General features: G+C 64.4%; 19 protein-coding genes. 6 read left to right on the top strand and 13 right to left on the bottom strand.

Translation table 11 applies throughout. The features are described from left to right. Positions 1 to 43 precede the first annotated feature (43 nt). Together EPK82_RS14900 and EPK82_RS14895 are read left to right on the top strand one after the other, a co-directional pair. A complete protein-coding gene (locus EPK82_RS14900; protein WP_134677055.1) occupies positions 44 to 1900 on the top strand; it encodes a cation:proton antiporter in 1857 nt (618 codons plus the stop codon). A 77-nt stretch (positions 1901 to 1977) separates the two neighbouring features. After that, a complete protein-coding gene (locus EPK82_RS14895; RefSeq protein ID WP_037049430.1) occupies positions 1978 to 2658 on the top strand; it encodes a hypothetical protein in 681 nt (226 codons plus the stop codon). A 12-nt stretch (positions 2659 to 2670) separates the two neighbouring features. Here the strand turns inward: EPK82_RS14895 and EPK82_RS14890 are convergent, their stop codons facing one another. The 6 genes from EPK82_RS14890 to ffh form a co-directional block, all read right to left on the bottom strand. Further along, entirely contained in the window at positions 2671 to 3084 is a 414-nt protein-coding gene (locus EPK82_RS14890) for an acyl-CoA thioesterase (RefSeq protein ID WP_037049434.1), read from the bottom strand. A gap of 112 nt (positions 3085 to 3196) precedes the next feature. Beyond that, the gene (gene rplS, locus EPK82_RS14885) at positions 3197 to 3547 is read right to left on the bottom strand and encodes a 50S ribosomal protein L19 (RefSeq protein ID WP_003246155.1); all 351 of its coding nucleotides are present in this window, start codon (positions 3545 to 3547) and stop codon (positions 3197 to 3199) included. Between the two features lie 42 nt (positions 3548 to 3589). Beyond that, positions 3590 to 4333: a tRNA (guanosine(37)-N1)-methyltransferase TrmD gene (gene trmD, locus EPK82_RS14880; RefSeq protein WP_037049436.1), complete on the bottom strand. Its 744-nt coding sequence runs from the start codon at positions 4331 to 4333 to the stop codon at positions 3590 to 3592. Positions 4334 to 4338: 5 nt separating this feature from the next. Then, complete coding sequence (gene rimM / locus EPK82_RS14875) at positions 4339 to 4875, bottom strand: ribosome maturation factor RimM (protein WP_037049438.1); 537 nt, start codon at positions 4873 to 4875, stop codon at positions 4339 to 4341. 8 nt (positions 4876 to 4883) lie between these two features. Further along, positions 4884 to 5135, bottom strand: coding sequence for a 30S ribosomal protein S16 (gene rpsP / locus EPK82_RS14870; protein ID WP_003246162.1), 252 nt, complete (start codon positions 5133 to 5135; stop codon positions 4884 to 4886). A 141-nt stretch (positions 5136 to 5276) separates the two neighbouring features. Continuing rightward, positions 5277 to 6653, bottom strand: a complete 1377-nt coding sequence (gene ffh, locus EPK82_RS14865; RefSeq protein ID WP_037049441.1) for a signal recognition particle protein — start codon at positions 6651 to 6653, stop codon at positions 5277 to 5279. Positions 6654 to 6811: 158 nt separating this feature from the next. Here ffh and EPK82_RS14860 point away from each other — a divergent pair, with 158 nt between their 5' ends. Then, complete coding sequence (locus EPK82_RS14860; protein ID WP_037049443.1) at positions 6812 to 7612, top strand: cytochrome C assembly family protein; 801 nt, start codon at positions 6812 to 6814, stop codon at positions 7610 to 7612. 10 nt (positions 7613 to 7622) lie between these two features. Further along, positions 7623 to 8909, top strand: a complete 1287-nt coding sequence (locus tag EPK82_RS14855; protein WP_037049445.1) for an HlyC/CorC family transporter — start codon at positions 7623 to 7625, stop codon at positions 8907 to 8909. On the opposite strand, the gene EPK82_RS14850 is transcribed toward EPK82_RS14855, so the two are convergent. Genes EPK82_RS14850 through EPK82_RS14830 form a run of 5 tightly spaced genes read right to left on the bottom strand, consistent with a single transcriptional unit; the run spans position 8881 to position 12144 of the window. Then, positions 8881 to 9615 (bottom strand): SGNH/GDSL hydrolase family protein, encoded by a 735-nt coding sequence (locus tag EPK82_RS14850; protein WP_037049448.1) that lies wholly within the window; start codon positions 9613 to 9615, stop codon positions 8881 to 8883. The genes EPK82_RS14855 and EPK82_RS14850 overlap by 29 nt on opposite strands. Beyond that, positions 9612 to 10793 (bottom strand): formate-dependent phosphoribosylglycinamide formyltransferase, encoded by a 1182-nt coding sequence (gene purT / locus EPK82_RS14845; RefSeq protein ID WP_134677054.1) that lies wholly within the window; start codon positions 10791 to 10793, stop codon positions 9612 to 9614. The genes EPK82_RS14850 and purT overlap by 4 nt, the downstream gene beginning before the upstream one ends. A 21-nt stretch (positions 10794 to 10814) precedes the next feature. After that, positions 10815 to 11012: a DUF1289 domain-containing protein gene (locus tag EPK82_RS14840; protein ID WP_134677053.1), complete on the bottom strand. Its 198-nt coding sequence runs from the start codon at positions 11010 to 11012 to the stop codon at positions 10815 to 10817. Beyond that, complete coding sequence (locus EPK82_RS14835; protein ID WP_037049457.1) at positions 11005 to 11529, bottom strand: gamma carbonic anhydrase family protein; 525 nt, start codon at positions 11527 to 11529, stop codon at positions 11005 to 11007. Before EPK82_RS14835 ends, EPK82_RS14840 begins: the two co-directional genes overlap by 8 nt. A 12-nt stretch (positions 11530 to 11541) precedes the next feature. Then, positions 11542 to 12144 carry a CoA pyrophosphatase gene (locus tag EPK82_RS14830; protein ID WP_047589989.1) on the bottom strand — a complete coding sequence of 201 codons (603 nt, stop codon included), beginning with the start codon at positions 12142 to 12144 and terminating at the stop codon, positions 11542 to 11544. 148 nt (positions 12145 to 12292) lie between these two features. Between EPK82_RS14830 and EPK82_RS14825 the strand changes: the two genes are divergently transcribed. Next, positions 12293 to 12847 (top strand): NUDIX hydrolase, encoded by a 555-nt coding sequence (locus EPK82_RS14825; RefSeq protein WP_037049459.1) that lies wholly within the window; start codon positions 12293 to 12295, stop codon positions 12845 to 12847. Between the two features lie 18 nt (positions 12848 to 12865). After that, positions 12866 to 13369 (top strand): L,D-transpeptidase family protein, encoded by a 504-nt coding sequence (locus EPK82_RS14820; RefSeq protein ID WP_037049461.1) that lies wholly within the window; start codon positions 12866 to 12868, stop codon positions 13367 to 13369. A gap of 36 nt (positions 13370 to 13405) precedes the next feature. On the opposite strand, the gene EPK82_RS14815 is transcribed toward EPK82_RS14820, so the two are convergent. Then, entirely contained in the window at positions 13406 to 13723 is a 318-nt protein-coding gene (locus tag EPK82_RS14815; RefSeq protein ID WP_047589958.1) for a Nif3-like dinuclear metal center hexameric protein, read from the bottom strand. Positions 13724 to 13878: 155 nt separating this feature from the next. Continuing rightward, complete coding sequence (locus EPK82_RS14810; protein ID WP_134677052.1) at positions 13879 to 14148, bottom strand: CDGSH iron-sulfur domain-containing protein; 270 nt, start codon at positions 14146 to 14148, stop codon at positions 13879 to 13881. Between the last annotated feature and the right edge of the window lie 95 nt (positions 14149 to 14243).

The following is a 14243-nucleotide window of genomic DNA, read 5'->3' as shown; positions in this document are numbered from 1 at the left end:
GGCCACGCAGGCAGTTTCCAGAAATACCAGATAGGGAGATTCGATGAGCGAAACACAGATCCTGCTGAGCCTGGGCGGCATCGGCCTGCTGGCACTGGCCAGCCAATGGCTGGCCTGGCGACTGCGCCTGCCGGCCATTCTGTTCCTGCTGTTCGGCGGCATTCTCGCCGGCCCCCTGCTGGGTCTGCTCGACCCGCAGGAGCTGTTCGGCCCGCTGCTGTTTCCCTTCATCTCGCTGGCCGTCGCCCTGATCCTGTTCGAAGGCAGCCTGACCCTGCACCTCTCCGAATGGCGCGAGATCGGCAAGGTCGTGCATCGCCTGGTGACCCTCGGCGCCCTGCTCACCTGGGCCGTGATCAGCCTGGCCAGCCACTACCTGCTGGGCTTCGCCTGGGACCTCGCCCTGCTGTTCGGCACCCTGACGCTGGTGACCGGCCCAACGGTGATCGCCCCGATGCTGCGCGTGGTTCGCCCCACATCGGCAGTCGCCAACATCCTGCGCTGGGAAGGCATCGTCATCGACCCCATCGGCGCCCTGCTGGCGGTGGTGACCTTCGCCTTCATCGTCAGCTACGGCGAAGGCAACGCGCTGAGCGAGAGCCTCAGCACCTTCGCCGCGGTGATCGCCTGCGGCAGCCTGCTCGGCGCCGCCGCCGGCTGGGCCTTCGGTATCGTCCTGCGCCGTCGCTGGCTGCCGGAGTACCTGCACAACTTCGCCTCGCTGGCCGCCGTGCTGGGCATCTTCATCGCCGCTAACCTGCTGGTGCACGAGTCCGGCCTGCTGGCGGTGACGATCATGGGCATGTGGCTGGCCAACATGCGCGGCGTGGACATCCGCCCGATCCTGCATTTCAAGGAGAACCTCAGCGTGCTGCTGATCTCCGGCCTGTTCATCATCCTCGCCGCCCGGCTGGACCTCTACGCCCTGCTGGCCCTGGGGCCGGCGACGCTGGTGCTGCTCGCCGTGATCCAGCTGATCGCCCGGCCGCTGAACATCCTCGCCTGCACGCTGGGCTCGAGCCTGAACTGGCGTGAACGCGCCCTGCTGGCCTGGATCGCCCCGCGCGGCATCGTCGCTGCCGCGGTCTCGGCGATCTTCGCCCTGCGCCTGGAGCAGCAGGGGAACGAACAGGCCCAGCTGCTGGTGCCACTGACCTTCCTGGTCATCATCGGCACCGTGGTGCTGCAAAGCGCCACGGCACGCCCGCTGGCGCGCCTGCTGAAGGTGACGGAACCCTCGCCGAGCGGCTTCCTGATCGTCGGCGCCAACCCGGTCGCCCGGGCAGTGGGCAAGGCCATCCAGGGGCTCGGCAGCCAGGTCCTGCTGACCGACTCGAGCTGGGAGAACATCCGCGCCGCGCGCATGGCCGGACTGCCCACCTACTTCGGCAACCCGACTTCGCAACACGCCGAAGCGCACCTGGACCTGGTCGGCCTCGGCCACCTGCTGGCACTGGCGCCGTCGGCGGAGCTGAACGCCCTGGCCTGCATGCATTTCCGCCATGACTTCCCGAGCAACCGGCGCTTCACCCTGCCCACCAGCGCCGACGGCAGGCGCAGCGACAAGCATCGCAGCAGCGATGAAGTGCGGGGCACGGCGATCGGCAGCCAGGCGCTGAGCTATCCTCAATTCGCCAGCCGGCTGGCGCGTGGCGACGAGGTCCGCAGCACCACCCTGAGCGAGACCTTCGACTGGGATGCCTACACCGCGCTGTACGGCAAGCGCGCGACCCTGCTGCTGGCCCGCGCTCCCAACGGCTGGCTGCACATCGCCACCCAGCCACTGGCCTTCACGCCCGGCACGGGCTGGACGCTGATGGCACTTATCGAAACAGAGGAAACAGCACCTGCCGCGCCCGTAGAGGAACAACCCGCGGCCACGGGACCGACTGCGGGGTAGCCTATCTTTGGTTGGGTGACAGACAGGGATGTCACACCCATGATTCCACCATGCCATCACACACTTGGTAGCCCGTCATGTCCCAGCACGTCAACTCTCGACTCGGCCAGATACTGATCAACAAGGGACTGATCAGCACCGCGCAGCTGGATGCTGCCATCAAGGTACAGCTGACCAGCCACAAGCGCCTCGGCGAAGTGCTGGTGGAACAGGGTCTGCTGACCCAGAAGCAACTGGGCAAGGCGCTGAAGAAGCAGAGCAACCTGCGCCTCGCCGCCACCCTGGTGGCCGCGCTGATGACCCCCTTTCAGATGGCCAGCGCCGACATCCAGCGCCTGCAGCCCCCCAGCAGCATCAGCCAGGAGGAAACGCCGCGAGGCATGCAGTCACTGAGCGACAGCGAGATGAGCGAGGTCAGCGCACAGGGCCTGGACGACGCGCTGCAGGGGCTGCTGCTGCGTGCGGAAAGCGGTGACGGACTGGGCACGGTCAAGCAGCTGGCCAAGCTGGTGATGCCGGTACTCGACAACCTGGACGCCGAAACCCGTCTGAGCGACGTGCGCTACGACACCGGCAAGCTGCGCTCGACGCTGAACAACGACGGTTCGTTCAACGTCAACCTGCCCAGCTCGATCGGTGAGCTGCGCTTCGACAACATCCGGGTCAAGGGCGCCCCTGCCGGGCAGAGCTTCGGCAACCTGAGCCTGCACAACATCGACCTGTCGCAGGCCAGCCTGAAAGTCAGCCTGCGCCCCTGAGCCGCTGCACGCCTACTGCGCGAAGCCCGGCAGCACCGGCACCGGCTTCTGCTGCTCGTCGACGGCGACGAAGCTGAAACTGCCGCTGATGGCCCGCTCGCGCCCCTCCTGGTAAAGGCCCTCAACGAACACCTCGACCTCCACCTTGAGGCTGGTGTTGCCAACCTTGACCACCCGACCGATCAACTCGACGATCGACCCCGCCGGGATCGCATGCTTGAAATCGATACGATCGCTGGACACGGTCACCAGCGGCAGGCGGCAGAAACGCGTGGCGGCGATGAACGACACCTCGTCCATCCAGGCCAGCGCCGTGCCGCCGAACAGGGTGTTGTGATGGTTGGTGGTCGGCGGGAACACCGCCTTGGTCACGCGGGTTTCCGACAACTGGGTACGCCGCTGGATTTCCTGCTCTCTCGGGGTCATGCCACGACTGCTCATTCTATGGATGGACCTGGCCACGAAACCCATCGGTCAACGCGGCCCAGAAACGAAAAAAGCAGCCCGTAGGCTGCTTTTTTCAGAGAAGCGTCCGAACTTAGGACAGCTTTTCCTTGATGCGCGCGGCTTTGCCGGACAGGTCGCGCAGGTAGTACAGCTTGGCCTTGCGCACGTCACCGCGACGCTTGACGCTCAGGCTGTCGACCAGCGGCGAGTAGGTCTGGAAGGTACGCTCGACGCCTACACCGCTGGAGATCTTGCGCACGGTGAAAGCGCTGTTCAGGCCACGGTTACGCTTGGCGATAACGACGCCTTCGAAGGCCTGCAGACGCTGACGGTCGCCTTCCTTCACTTTCACTTGCACGACAACGGTGTCGCCCGGTGCGAAAGTCGGGATTTCTTTGTTCATCTGCTCGGCTTCGAGCATCTGGATAATCTTGTTGGTCATGCTGCGCTCCTAAGACAAGCCTCCCGGCCTGCCATCGATACGTTAACTATCGTCCCGCTGGCGGATGTATTCCTCCAGCAGCTTCTTCTCTTCTCCAGAAAGCGAGCGGCTATCCAGAAGATCAGCGCGACGTTCCCAGGTCCGACCAAGGGACTGCTGCAAACGCCAGCGCCGGATGTGTTCGTGGTTGCCACTAAGCAACACGTCAGGAACACGTTTATCCGCATACACCTCCGGTCGGGTGTAGTGCGGGCAGTCGAGCAGGCCATCCGTAAAGGAGTCCTCCTCGGCCGAATCGGCATGACCCAATGCACCAGGCAAAAGGCGCGTCACCGCATCGATCAGCACCATGGCCGGCAGCTCACCGCCGGACAGGACGTAGTCGCCAATCGACCATTCCTCATCGACATGCGTCTCGATGAAACGCTCGTCGATGCCTTCATAACGACCGGCGATCAGGATCAGTGCATCCTCCTGTGCCAGCTCGCGGACCGCCGCCTGATTCAGACGACGCCCCTGCGGCGACAGGTAAATCACCTTCGCCGTCTCCCCCGCGGCTTGCCTGGCGCTGGCCAGGGCATCCTCGAGAGGCTTGATCTTCATCACCATCCCCGGGCCACCGCCGAAGGGACGGTCATCCACCGTATGGTGGCGATCCGTTGTGTAGTCCCGCGGATTCCAGCAGTTGAGCTTGAGCAGCTCCTGCCTCACCGCACGACTGGTGATGCCGTACTCGCCAATGGCGGCGAACATCTCCGGGAACAGCGTGATGACTTCTACGCGCATGAGCCTTAGAAATCCGCATCCCAGTCGACCCGCATCTCGCCAGCGGCCAGGTCGATCGACAGCACGCATTGCTCCGTATAGGGCAACAGCCGCTCGCGATCATCCAGGCTGCCCGCGCAGGCCTTGACCACCATCACATCGTTGGCACCGGTCTCGAACAAGTGGTCGATCACACCGAGCAACTGCCCTGCCTGATCGATGACCTTCAAGCCTTGCAACTGGTACCAGTAGAACTCACCTTCCTCCAGATCCGGCAGCTCGCTACGCGGCACGCAGATCTCGAAACCGGCGTAGCTACGCGCGACTTCGCGATCATCCAGACCCTTCAACTTGGCTACCAGCACCTTGCCTTGCAGGCGGCCGCTGGCCAGTTCCACTTTCTTTACCTCACCGTCACGCTTGAGCGTCCAGTTTCGGTAATCGAGCACGTTATCGATGGGATCGGTAAAGGAGTACACCTTCACTTCACCCCTGACGCCGTGCACCGAGACAATCTTGCCGAGAACGATCAGGTCCTCGGCGACGGCCGGCGTCGTACTCATAAAGATGCTTAGGCAGCAGCCTTGGCAGCTTCCTTGAGCAGCTGAGCAACACGCTCAGACGGCTGAGCGCCCTGGCCCAGCCAGTAGGTCGCACGCTCCTGGTCGACGGACAGACGCACTTCGCCACCGGCAGCGATCGGGTTGAAGAAACCGATACGCTCAACGAAACGACCATCGCGCGCATTGCGGCTGTTGGTCACGGTCAGGTGGTAGAAGGGGCGCTTTTTGGAGCCGCCACGAGCAAGACGGATGGTTACCATGTGAACATCGTTCCTATAGTCGGTGCTAACTTGAGGCACACATTAAAAATGGGCCTGGGCCCGAAAGGCCGCATATTTTAAGGATTATGCGGCGGTTTGCAAATCTCTTTTTCCAGCCGGCCATCGACCGGGCTGCAGAGATCAGAATTTCGGCATGCCGCCGCCGGGCAACATGCCGCCCATGCCACGCATCATCTTGGCCATGCCGCCCTTGGCGGTGAATTTCTTCATCATCTTCTGCATCTGCTTGTGCTGCTTGATCAGACGCCCGATGTCCTGCACCTGGGTGCCGGAACCCTGCGCGATACGGCGCTTGCGCGAACCGCTGATCATCTCCGGGTCACGTCGCTCGGCAGGCGTCATCGAGTTGATGATCGCCTCCATCTGCTTGAACTGCTTCTCGGCCGCGCCCTGGGCGTTGCCCATCTGCGACAGGTTGACGCCGCCGATGGACGGCAGCTTGTCCATCAGGCCGCCAAGACCGCCCATGTTCTTCATCTGCTGCAGCTGGTCGCGGAAGTCTTCGAGATCGAAGCCCTTGCCCTTCTTCAGCTTCTTGGTGAGCTTCTCGGCCTTCTCGCGGTCGAGGGTCTGCTCGGCCTGTTCGATGAGGCTGAGCACGTCGCCCATGCCGAGGATGCGCGAGGCGATACGATCAGGGTGGAAAGGCTCGAGCGCATCGCTCTTCTCGCCCATACCGATGAACTTGATCGGCTTGCCGGTGATATGTCGCACCGACAGCGCGGCACCGCCACGGGCGTCGCCGTCGACCTTGGTCAGCACCACGCCGGTCAGCGGCAGCGCGTCACTGAACGCCTTGGCCGTGTTGGCAGCATCCTGGCCGGTCATGGCATCGACCACGAACAGCGTCTCCACCGGCTTGACCGCCGCGTGCAGCGCCTGGATCTCGGCCATCATCTCGGCGTCGACGGCCAGGCGACCGGCGGTATCGAGGATGACCACGTCGATGAACTTGAGCTTGGCCTCGCGGATCGCCGCGTTGGCGATGTCCACCGGCTTCTGGCTGGCATCGGAGGGGAAGAAGGTGACGTCGAGGTCGCCAGCCAGGGTTTCCAGCTGCTTGATCGCCGCCGGACGATAGACGTCGGCAGAGACCAGCAACACCGACTTCTTCTTGCGCTCCTTGAGGAACTTGGCCAGCTTGCCGGCGGTGGTGGTCTTGCCCGCACCCTGCAGACCGGCCATCAGTACCACGGCAGGCGGCGCGGCATTCAGCGCCAGGTCCTCGTTGGCCGCGCCCATCAGCTCTTCCAGCTCGGCGCGGACAATCTTCACGAAGGCCTGGCCCGGGGTCAGGCTCTTGGACACCTCGGTGCCGACGGCGCGTTCCTTGACCTTGCCGACGAACTCCTTGACCACCGGCAAAGCCACGTCGGCTTCGAGCAGCGCCATGCGCACTTCACGCAGGGTGTCCTTGATGTTGTCTTCGGTCAGCTTGGCCTTGCCCGTGACGTTACGCAGCGTCTGGGACAGGCGATCGGTAAGATTTTCGAACATGCGCGTTCCTTGAATAGGGTGCGACCCGGCGTACCGGATGTGCGACAAGCGGCGGATTATAGCGAAGTCGCCGAGCGGCCGACACCGCCGCCAGTCTTTCGTGCCGATACCCTTCTGTGCCACACTCAGCGCCTTTCGGGCTCGCCTTACACGGATTTATGCACCCTCTGTTGCCCAGTCTTGCCGCCGCCTTCCTTTATGCCGGCGCCACTGCTTATCAAGGGCTGCGCCTGACCAAGCGCAGCATCCCGGACAAACGCCTGCTGGTAGCGCTCGGTACGCTTGCCCTGTGCCTGCATGTCGTCAGCCTGTTCTTCCAGCTGTATGACGCCCACGGCCTGAATCTGGACTTCTTCAACGCCGCCAGCCTCATCGCCTGCGCCGTCATCGCCCTGATCCTCCTGGCCTGCGCCCGCATTCCGGTGGAGAACCTGCTGTTGCTGCTGTTTCCGCTCGGCACCCTGACGGTGCTGGCGGCGGAATTCATTCCCAGCGGCACCATCAACCCGATCGACGAACACCCCGGCATCCTCGCCCACATCCTGTTCTCGATCCTGGCCTACGGCATGCTGACCATCGCCGTGTTCCAGTCGGTCCTGCTGCTGCTGCAGGACTACCAGCTCAAGCACAAGCATCCATCTGGGCTCATCCGCAACTTCCCGCCGCTGCAGACCATGGAGAGCCTGCTGTTCGGCTTCCTCTTCGCGGGCTGGCTGCTGCTGTCGCTGTCGCTGCTGTCCGGCGCGCTGTACATCGACGACCTGTTCGCCCAGCACCTGGCGCACAAGACCATCCTGTCCTGCTTCGCCTGGGTGGTGTTCGCCGTTCTGCTCTGGGGTCGCCACCAGCTCGGCTGGCGCGGCCACAAGGCCATTCGCTGGACCCTCGCAGGGTTCTGCCTGCTGATGCTGGCCTACTTCGGCAGCAAGCTGGTACGCGAATTCATCCTGCATATCTGAGGCAGCCGTCGTGGACGACCTTCATTCGAGCTATCTGCTCGGCCTGCTGATTTTCCTCATCCTCTGCTCGGCGTTCTTCTCCAGCTCCGAGACCGGCATGCTCAGCCTCAACCGCTACCGGCTCAAGCACCTGGCCAAGGAAGGACACAGTGGCGCCCGCCGTGTCACCCGCCTGCTCGACCGGCCCGACCGCATGCTCGGCACCATCCTGGTCGGCAACAACGTGGTGAACATCCTCGCCGCCTCCATCGCCACCGTACTGGCCGTGGACATGTGGGGCGAAGCCGGGATCGCCATCGCGACGGCCGGTCTGACCATCGTCGTGCTGATTTTTGGCGAGATCACCCCCAAGACCCTGGCGGCGCTGCGCCCCGAGCTGGTGGCCTTCCCCGCCAGCCGCGTACTGAGCCTGCTGCAACGCGTGCTCTATCCCGTGGTCTGGCTGACTGGCGTGATCAGCAACGGCCTGCTGCGCCTGTTCGGCGTCGACCCGGCGCAGCGCGCCAGCGACAGCCTGTCCACCGAGGAACTGCGCAGCGTGGTGCGCGAATCCGGTTCCGAGCTGCCGAAGAATCGCCAGAACATGCTGCTGGGCATCCTCGATCTGGAGCGGGTCACGGTCGACGACATCATGATCCCGCGCAACGAAGTTGCCGGCATCGACCTCGACGACGACCTGGAAAGCATCGTCGGCCAGTTGCGCAGCACACCGCACACCCGGCTACCGGTATTCCGCGGCGACATCAACCAGATCGAGGGCGTGGTGCACATGCGCCAGATCGCCCGTCTGCTCAGCCACAACCAGCTGACCAAGGAAGCCCTGCTCGCGGCCTGCCACGAACCCTACTTCGTGCCGGAGAACACGCCGCTGTCGACCCAGCTGATCAACTTCCAGAAGCAGAAGCGCCGCATCGGCATCGTCGTCGACGAGTACGGCGACGTGATCGGCATCGTCACCCTGGAGGACATCCTCGAGGAAATCGTCGGCGACTTCAGCAACCAGGACAGCCTGCGCAGCCCGGATATCCATCCGCAGGAAGATGGCACCCTGGTCATCGATGGCGCCGCCTACATCCGCGAAGTGAACAAGACCCTCGGCTGGCACCTGCCCAGCGACGGCCCCAAGACCCTCAACGGCCTGATCACCGAAGCGCTGGAGAGCATCCCCGACAGCAGCGTCTGCCTGAAGATCGGCCCCTACCGCCTGGAAATCCTCCAGGCGGCGGAAAACCGCGTGAAGAGCGTGCGTGTCTGGCAAGTGGAAAAGGTCAAGACGGACGCTGCAGCAGCGGACTGAGTCGCCCGGCGAGGCCCTCGCCCCATACCCGATAGCCCAATGCCGAAGGGTGGTAACCATCCTCGGCCAGGTAGCGCGCCTCGAACGGCAGGTCCAGTGCGCAATGCAGCGCCCCAGAACGCTGCGCCAGCGCTTGCAGCTCACGGTCCAGCAGACTCGCCCGCCAGCCCATCAACTGACGCAACAGCCAGGGCAACGCCGTGAAGTGCCGCAGGGGCGGCACGGCGCTGAACGCCACGTGACAGCCCTGCACCCGGAAAGCCTCGGCCATCTCGACCAGCGCCTGGTGCCAGCGCCTGGCCGGAGTGAGATGCGTGGTGTCGTTGACCCCGAAGACCAGCAGCACCAGATCAGCCGGCTCGGCCAATGCCTGCGGCAACAGGCGCTCACACGCCTGGCGCGCGGTGATGCCGTTCTCGCCACAGGCACGCCACTGCACCGGTCGCCCGAGGCGCTCGGCCAGCGCGGCAGCCAGGCAGCTCGCCAGCGCCTGATCGAGCCCCCGCACACCGACGCCCGCCACGGTCGACTCACCGATCAGCAGCAGGCGTAGCGGTTCACCCGGCCGATCGGCGGCCGCCAGTCCGCAAGGTTCACCCTGCGCCACGGGCAGGCGCAGGGCCGTGCGCCGCGTATGCACGGCCAACGGCAGCGCGATGGGCAGCAATGGCAGAGTCGCCAGCCACCACAACGCGTGCCGGCTCACAGCTGAACGCGAACCGCTTGCGCGCTGCGCAGGGCCTTGGCCCGGGCAGTTTCGATGGACTCGTCGCGGGCCAACGCCACGCCCATGCGGCGCTGCCCCTTGACCTCGGGCTTGCCGAACAGACGCAGCGCCGTGTCCTCTTCGCTCAGGGCGGCACCGAGGTTGGCGAAGCTGGCCTGCTGCGAGCTGCCCTCGACCAGGATCACCGCCGAAGCCGACGGCCCCATCTGGCGAATGAGCGGAATCGGCAGGCCGAGAATGGCCCGTGCATGCAGGGCGAACTCGGACAGCTCCTGGGAGATCAGGGTCACCAGGCCGGTGTCGTGCGGACGCGGCGACACCTCGCTGAACCAGACCTGGTCGCCCTTGACGAACAACTCGACGCCGAACAGGCCACGCCCACCGAGCGCCTCGGTCACCGCCAGCGCCACGCGCTCGGACTCGGCCAGTGCCTTCGGGCTCATCGGCTGCGGCTGCCAGGACTCCTGATAGTCACCACCCTCCTGGCGATGGCCGATCGGCGCGCAGAAGCTGGTGCCACCGGCATGACGCACGGTGAGCAGGGTGATCTCGTAGTCGAAATCGATGAAGCCCTCGACGATCACCCGGCCCTTGCCCGCACGCCCGCCTTCCTGGGCGTAGTCCCAGGATTTCTGCAGATCGGCATCGCTGCGCAGCACGCTCTGGCCCTTGCCGGAGGAACTCATGATCGGCTTGACCACGCAGGGATAGCCGACGGACTTCACCGCCGCAGCGTAGTCCTCGTAGGTGTCGGAGAAATGATAGGGCGAGGTCGGCAGCCCCAGTTCTTCGGCCGCCAGGCGACGGATGCCTTCACGGTTCATGGTCAGTTGCGCCGCACGCGCGGTGGGCACCACGTTGAACCCCTCGGCCTCCAGCTCGACCAGCGTGGCGGTGGCTATGGCCTCGATTTCCGGGACGATGTAGTGCGGTTGCTCCTTCTCGATCACGGCACGCAGGGCGGCACCGTCGAGCATGTCGATCACGTGGGCGCGATGGGCGACCTGCATCGCCGGGGCGTTGGCGTAGCGGTCGACACCGATCACTTCACAACCCAGACGCTGCAGTTCGATGACCACTTCCTTGCCGAGCTCACCGCAACCACACAGCAGTACACGGGTCGCACTCGGCGATAGAGGGGTTCCAATACGGGGCATGAATGTTCCTCGAACAGTGAATCAGGAGGGGATCAGTAAATGGCCCGAAGCGCGGGCGCGCTCCAGGCTGCGTTGCAGCACCTCGCGGCGCTCGGCATTGTCCATGCGGCCCCAGCGGGTGATTTCGGCGGCCGTGCGCTGACAGCCGATGCAGATGTCCTGCTCGTCCAGCGCGCAGACATGCACGCAGGGAGAGCGCACGGGTTTCTCGTCATTCATCGTCAACGACCAGCTCTCGGGCATAGCGCTGGGCATTATGAACGTAATGGGCGGCACTGGCCTCCAGCATCTTCTTCTGCTGCTCGGTGAGCTCACGCACCACCTTGCCCGGGCTGCCCATGACCAGGCTGCCATCGGGAATGACCTTGCCCTCGGGAATCAGGCTGTTGGCGCCGATGATGCAGTTCTTGCCAATCTTCGCGCCGTTGAGGATGACCGCATTGATGCCGATCAGGCTGTAATCGTCCACCGTGCAGCCGTGCATCATCACGTTGTGGCCCACGGTGACGCCCTTGCCCAGGGTCAGCGGAAAGCCCATGTCCGTGTGCATGACGGTGCCATCCTGCACGTTGCTGTTCTCACCGATGTGGATCAGCTCGTTGTCGCCACGCAGCACGGCGCCGAACCAGACGCTGGCCCCCGCGTCCAGACGAACCTTGCCGATCAGGTCGGCGCTGGGCGCGACCCAGCTTTCGGGATGGGCGTCGACACGGGAGCCTCCCAGGCGATATTTCATGCTCGTCAGTCCTCAGCGCAGGTGTATGAAGTGTTCGGGCGGCTGGTGCAGGGCAATCCCGGCGTCGTAGAGCAGGTTGACCAGCTCCACGACCATGATCGCCGTCAGCCCCCAGATGCGATATTGGTCATAGGTGTAGGACGGCACGTACCAGCTCTGCCCGAGGTAATCGATACGGTGAGTGACTTCGCGCGGGTCGTCGCGGAAGAACTCCAGCGGCACGGAGAACACCGAGGCGATTTCCGCATCGTTGGCCTTGTACTCGACGTAATCGGGCACCAGCCCGACATAGGGCGTGACGCGGATACCGTGACGCGACACCAGCGGGCTGAGCGGTCCGAGTACCTCCACGAGCCCCGGTGGCAGCCCCACCTCCTCCTCGGCCTCGCGCAGCGCGGTATGCACCAGGTCACGATCCTCCGGATCACGACGCCCACCGGGGAAGGCAACCTCACCGCCGTGGGTCGACAGGCCGCTGGCGCGCAGGGTCAACACCAGTTCAGGTTCGTCGCTACGGGTGATAGGGACCAGCACTGCCGCCTCGGGGAAGCTGTGCCCGGCCTCCAGAGGGCGCGGTCGATAATCGCGCACGCGATGGAGCAACTCGTCCAGCATGGCCATACTCGGAGTCTTGTTTTGCCCGGCATCATGGCATGAAAGCGGCCGCACGCCCAACCCCGACGAAAGGGCTGGCCGGCCAGAATCGCGGGCTTGCCGGCCCGAACCAGGACCGCCAAGATAACGCCATGAACGAGGATCAGGCATGAAATTCTGCAGCCAGTGCGGCAACCCGGTCACCCGCATGATCCCAGCGGGCGACAACCGCATGCGCCACGTGTGCAGCCAGTGCACCACCGTGCATTACGAGAACCCGCGCATCGTCGCGGGCTGCCTGCCGGTATGGGGCGAGCAGGTCCTGCTGTGCCGGCGCGCCATCGAGCCGCGCCGTGGCTACTGGACCCTGCCGGCCGGTTTCATGGAGAACGGCGAGACCATCGAACAGGCCGCGGCCCGCGAGACCCTGGAAGAGGCCTGCGCACGGGTACGCGACCTCAGTCTCTATACCCTCTTCGATCTGCCGCACATCAGCCAGGTGTACATGATGTTTCGCGCAGAGCTGGTCGACCTTGACTTCGCCGTGGGCGAGGAAAGCCTGGAGGTGCGCCTGTTCGACGAAGCGCAGATCCCCTGGTCAGAGCTGGCTTTCCCCACCATAGGCCGTACCTTAGAATGCTTCTTCGCCGACCGTCGGCAGAATCTCTTTCCGGTACGCAACGAACCCCTCGAAGCGCTGCGCGCCCACTACACACCCCGTTGACCCTTGCGGACGATCCCGATGCGCTGGTTGCTGCCCCTGCTTTGCCTGACCCTCAGCCTCAATGCCTTCGCCAGCACCACGCCGGCGAGCGGCACGCGCACCGTCGACAAGGTGCTCATCCTCAAGTCCGAGCGCCAGCTGCACCTGCAGCAGCGCGGCGAGACCATCAGGTCCTACCGCATTTCCCTGGGCAAGCAGCCCACCGGCGCCAAGCAGCGCGAGGGCGACCTGCGCACGCCGGAAGGCTTCTACTGGATCGACTGGCGCAAGCCGAGCGACAAGTACCAGTTGTCGCTGCACATCTCCTACCCCAATGCCCGTGACCTGGCACACGCGAAGAACGCCGGCGTGCCACCGGGCGGCATGATCATGATCCACGGCACGCCGCTGGACGAGGAGTACCCCGAGTGGTTCTTCCACACCCTCGACTGGACCGAGGGCTGCATCGCCATGAAGAACGACGACATGCGCGAGGTGTGGAGCCTGGTCAAGGACGGGACGCTGATCGAGATTCGCCCCTGAGATCACGCCATGAAAAAGGCGCCATCGGCGCCTTTTTCAGAACTGCAGATCGGACAGTCGCCAGACGTCGAAGGCCGGCGTCTCGTACGGGTGGTGTTTTTTCAGGGCCTTGACCGCATCGTGGATCAGCTCGTCCGCGACGACCATCTCCACCTTCCACTCGGCAACCTGTTCGATCTCGCCGACCTGCCCCAGGAACGGCTGACTGCCCTCCAGAGCGCGAAACTGGCCCTGGCCGAGCACCTGCCAGCAGCAACTGTCATAGAGGCCGATACGCCCGCCCCCGGCAGCGAACACCGCTTTTTTCACCGGCTCCAGATGGGCTTCCGGCACGTAGAAACACAGTTTGTACATCAAGTTCTCCGCAGATGGGCAACCGAACAGCAGACAAGTCATGACGCCAATATAGTGTCATTTCGCCATGACTTTGTCTTGCGGTCGCCCGCACAAATCCGCCCGAGGCGGGAAACGATTCGCTGCGTTCGACTCGAATGATCGGTGTGGCGTTCTCAGCCGCCGGCGAAAAAACGCCGCCACTTGTCGGCCAGGCTGGGTGCCGGCGGGCTGTGGCTGCCATCGCAATGAGGCATGCTCCGTGAGCGTCCGCAGCGGCAGAGCAACAGCCGCTGCTCGCGCTCGGGACGCAGGATCAGGGATTGCGGGCAACCGGCGTGGCAGTCCGGCAACTGCGCAGACTGGCCGCAGCGGCACAGGCGATGGGCTTCGCCGGGGCTGACCAGGCGAACTTCGGGGAGGATGGGCAGAGGATCATCGGCCATGCACAAGGCCTGCGGAGTCGGATGAAATCCAGGGAAGGTATGCCACAGGCTTTCCCGGATTGCATCCGGGCTACGAACGCCGGAACCGGCCCCTC

The organism is Ectopseudomonas khazarica (assembly GCF_004521985.1).
Lineage (GTDB): Bacteria > Pseudomonadota > Gammaproteobacteria > Pseudomonadales > Pseudomonadaceae > Aquipseudomonas > Aquipseudomonas khazarica.
This window is presented reverse-complemented; position numbering and strand designations above follow the sequence as displayed.

Coding starts and splice junctions, on each gene's coding strand:
- EPK82_RS14900 (WP_134677055.1), top strand. CDS start 44: ATGAGCGAAACACAGATCCTGCTGAGCCTGGGCGGCATCGGCCTGCTG.
- EPK82_RS14895 (WP_037049430.1), top strand. CDS start 1,978: ATGTCCCAGCACGTCAACTCTCGACTCGGCCAGATACTGATCAACAAG.
- EPK82_RS14890 (WP_037049434.1), bottom strand. CDS start 3,084: ATGACCCCGAGAGAGCAGGAAATCCAGCGGCGTACCCAGTTGTCGGAA.
- rplS (WP_003246155.1), bottom strand. CDS start 3,547: ATGACCAACAAGATTATCCAGATGCTCGAAGCCGAGCAGATGAACAAA.
- trmD (WP_037049436.1), bottom strand. CDS start 4,333: ATGCGCGTAGAAGTCATCACGCTGTTCCCGGAGATGTTCGCCGCCATT.
- rimM (WP_037049438.1), bottom strand. CDS start 4,875: ATGAGTACGACGCCGGCCGTCGCCGAGGACCTGATCGTTCTCGGCAAG.
- rpsP (WP_003246162.1), bottom strand. CDS start 5,135: ATGGTAACCATCCGTCTTGCTCGTGGCGGCTCCAAAAAGCGCCCCTTC.
- ffh (WP_037049441.1), bottom strand. CDS start 6,653: ATGTTCGAAAATCTTACCGATCGCCTGTCCCAGACGCTGCGTAACGTC.
- EPK82_RS14860 (WP_037049443.1), top strand. CDS start 6,812: ATGCACCCTCTGTTGCCCAGTCTTGCCGCCGCCTTCCTTTATGCCGGC.
- purT (WP_134677054.1), bottom strand. CDS start 10,793: ATGCCCCGTATTGGAACCCCTCTATCGCCGAGTGCGACCCGTGTACTG.
- EPK82_RS14840 (WP_134677053.1), bottom strand. CDS start 11,012: ATGAATGACGAGAAACCCGTGCGCTCTCCCTGCGTGCATGTCTGCGCG.
- EPK82_RS14835 (WP_037049457.1), bottom strand. CDS start 11,529: ATGAAATATCGCCTGGGAGGCTCCCGTGTCGACGCCCATCCCGAAAGC.
- EPK82_RS14830 (WP_047589989.1), bottom strand. CDS start 12,144: ATGCTGGACGAGTTGCTCCATCGCGTGCGCGATTATCGACCGCGCCCT.
- EPK82_RS14825 (WP_037049459.1), top strand. CDS start 12,293: ATGAAATTCTGCAGCCAGTGCGGCAACCCGGTCACCCGCATGATCCCA.
- EPK82_RS14820 (WP_037049461.1), top strand. CDS start 12,866: ATGCGCTGGTTGCTGCCCCTGCTTTGCCTGACCCTCAGCCTCAATGCC.
- EPK82_RS14815 (WP_047589958.1), bottom strand. CDS start 13,723: ATGTACAAACTGTGTTTCTACGTGCCGGAAGCCCATCTGGAGCCGGTG.
- EPK82_RS14810 (WP_134677052.1), bottom strand. CDS start 14,148: ATGGCCGATGATCCTCTGCCCATCCTCCCCGAAGTTCGCCTGGTCAGC.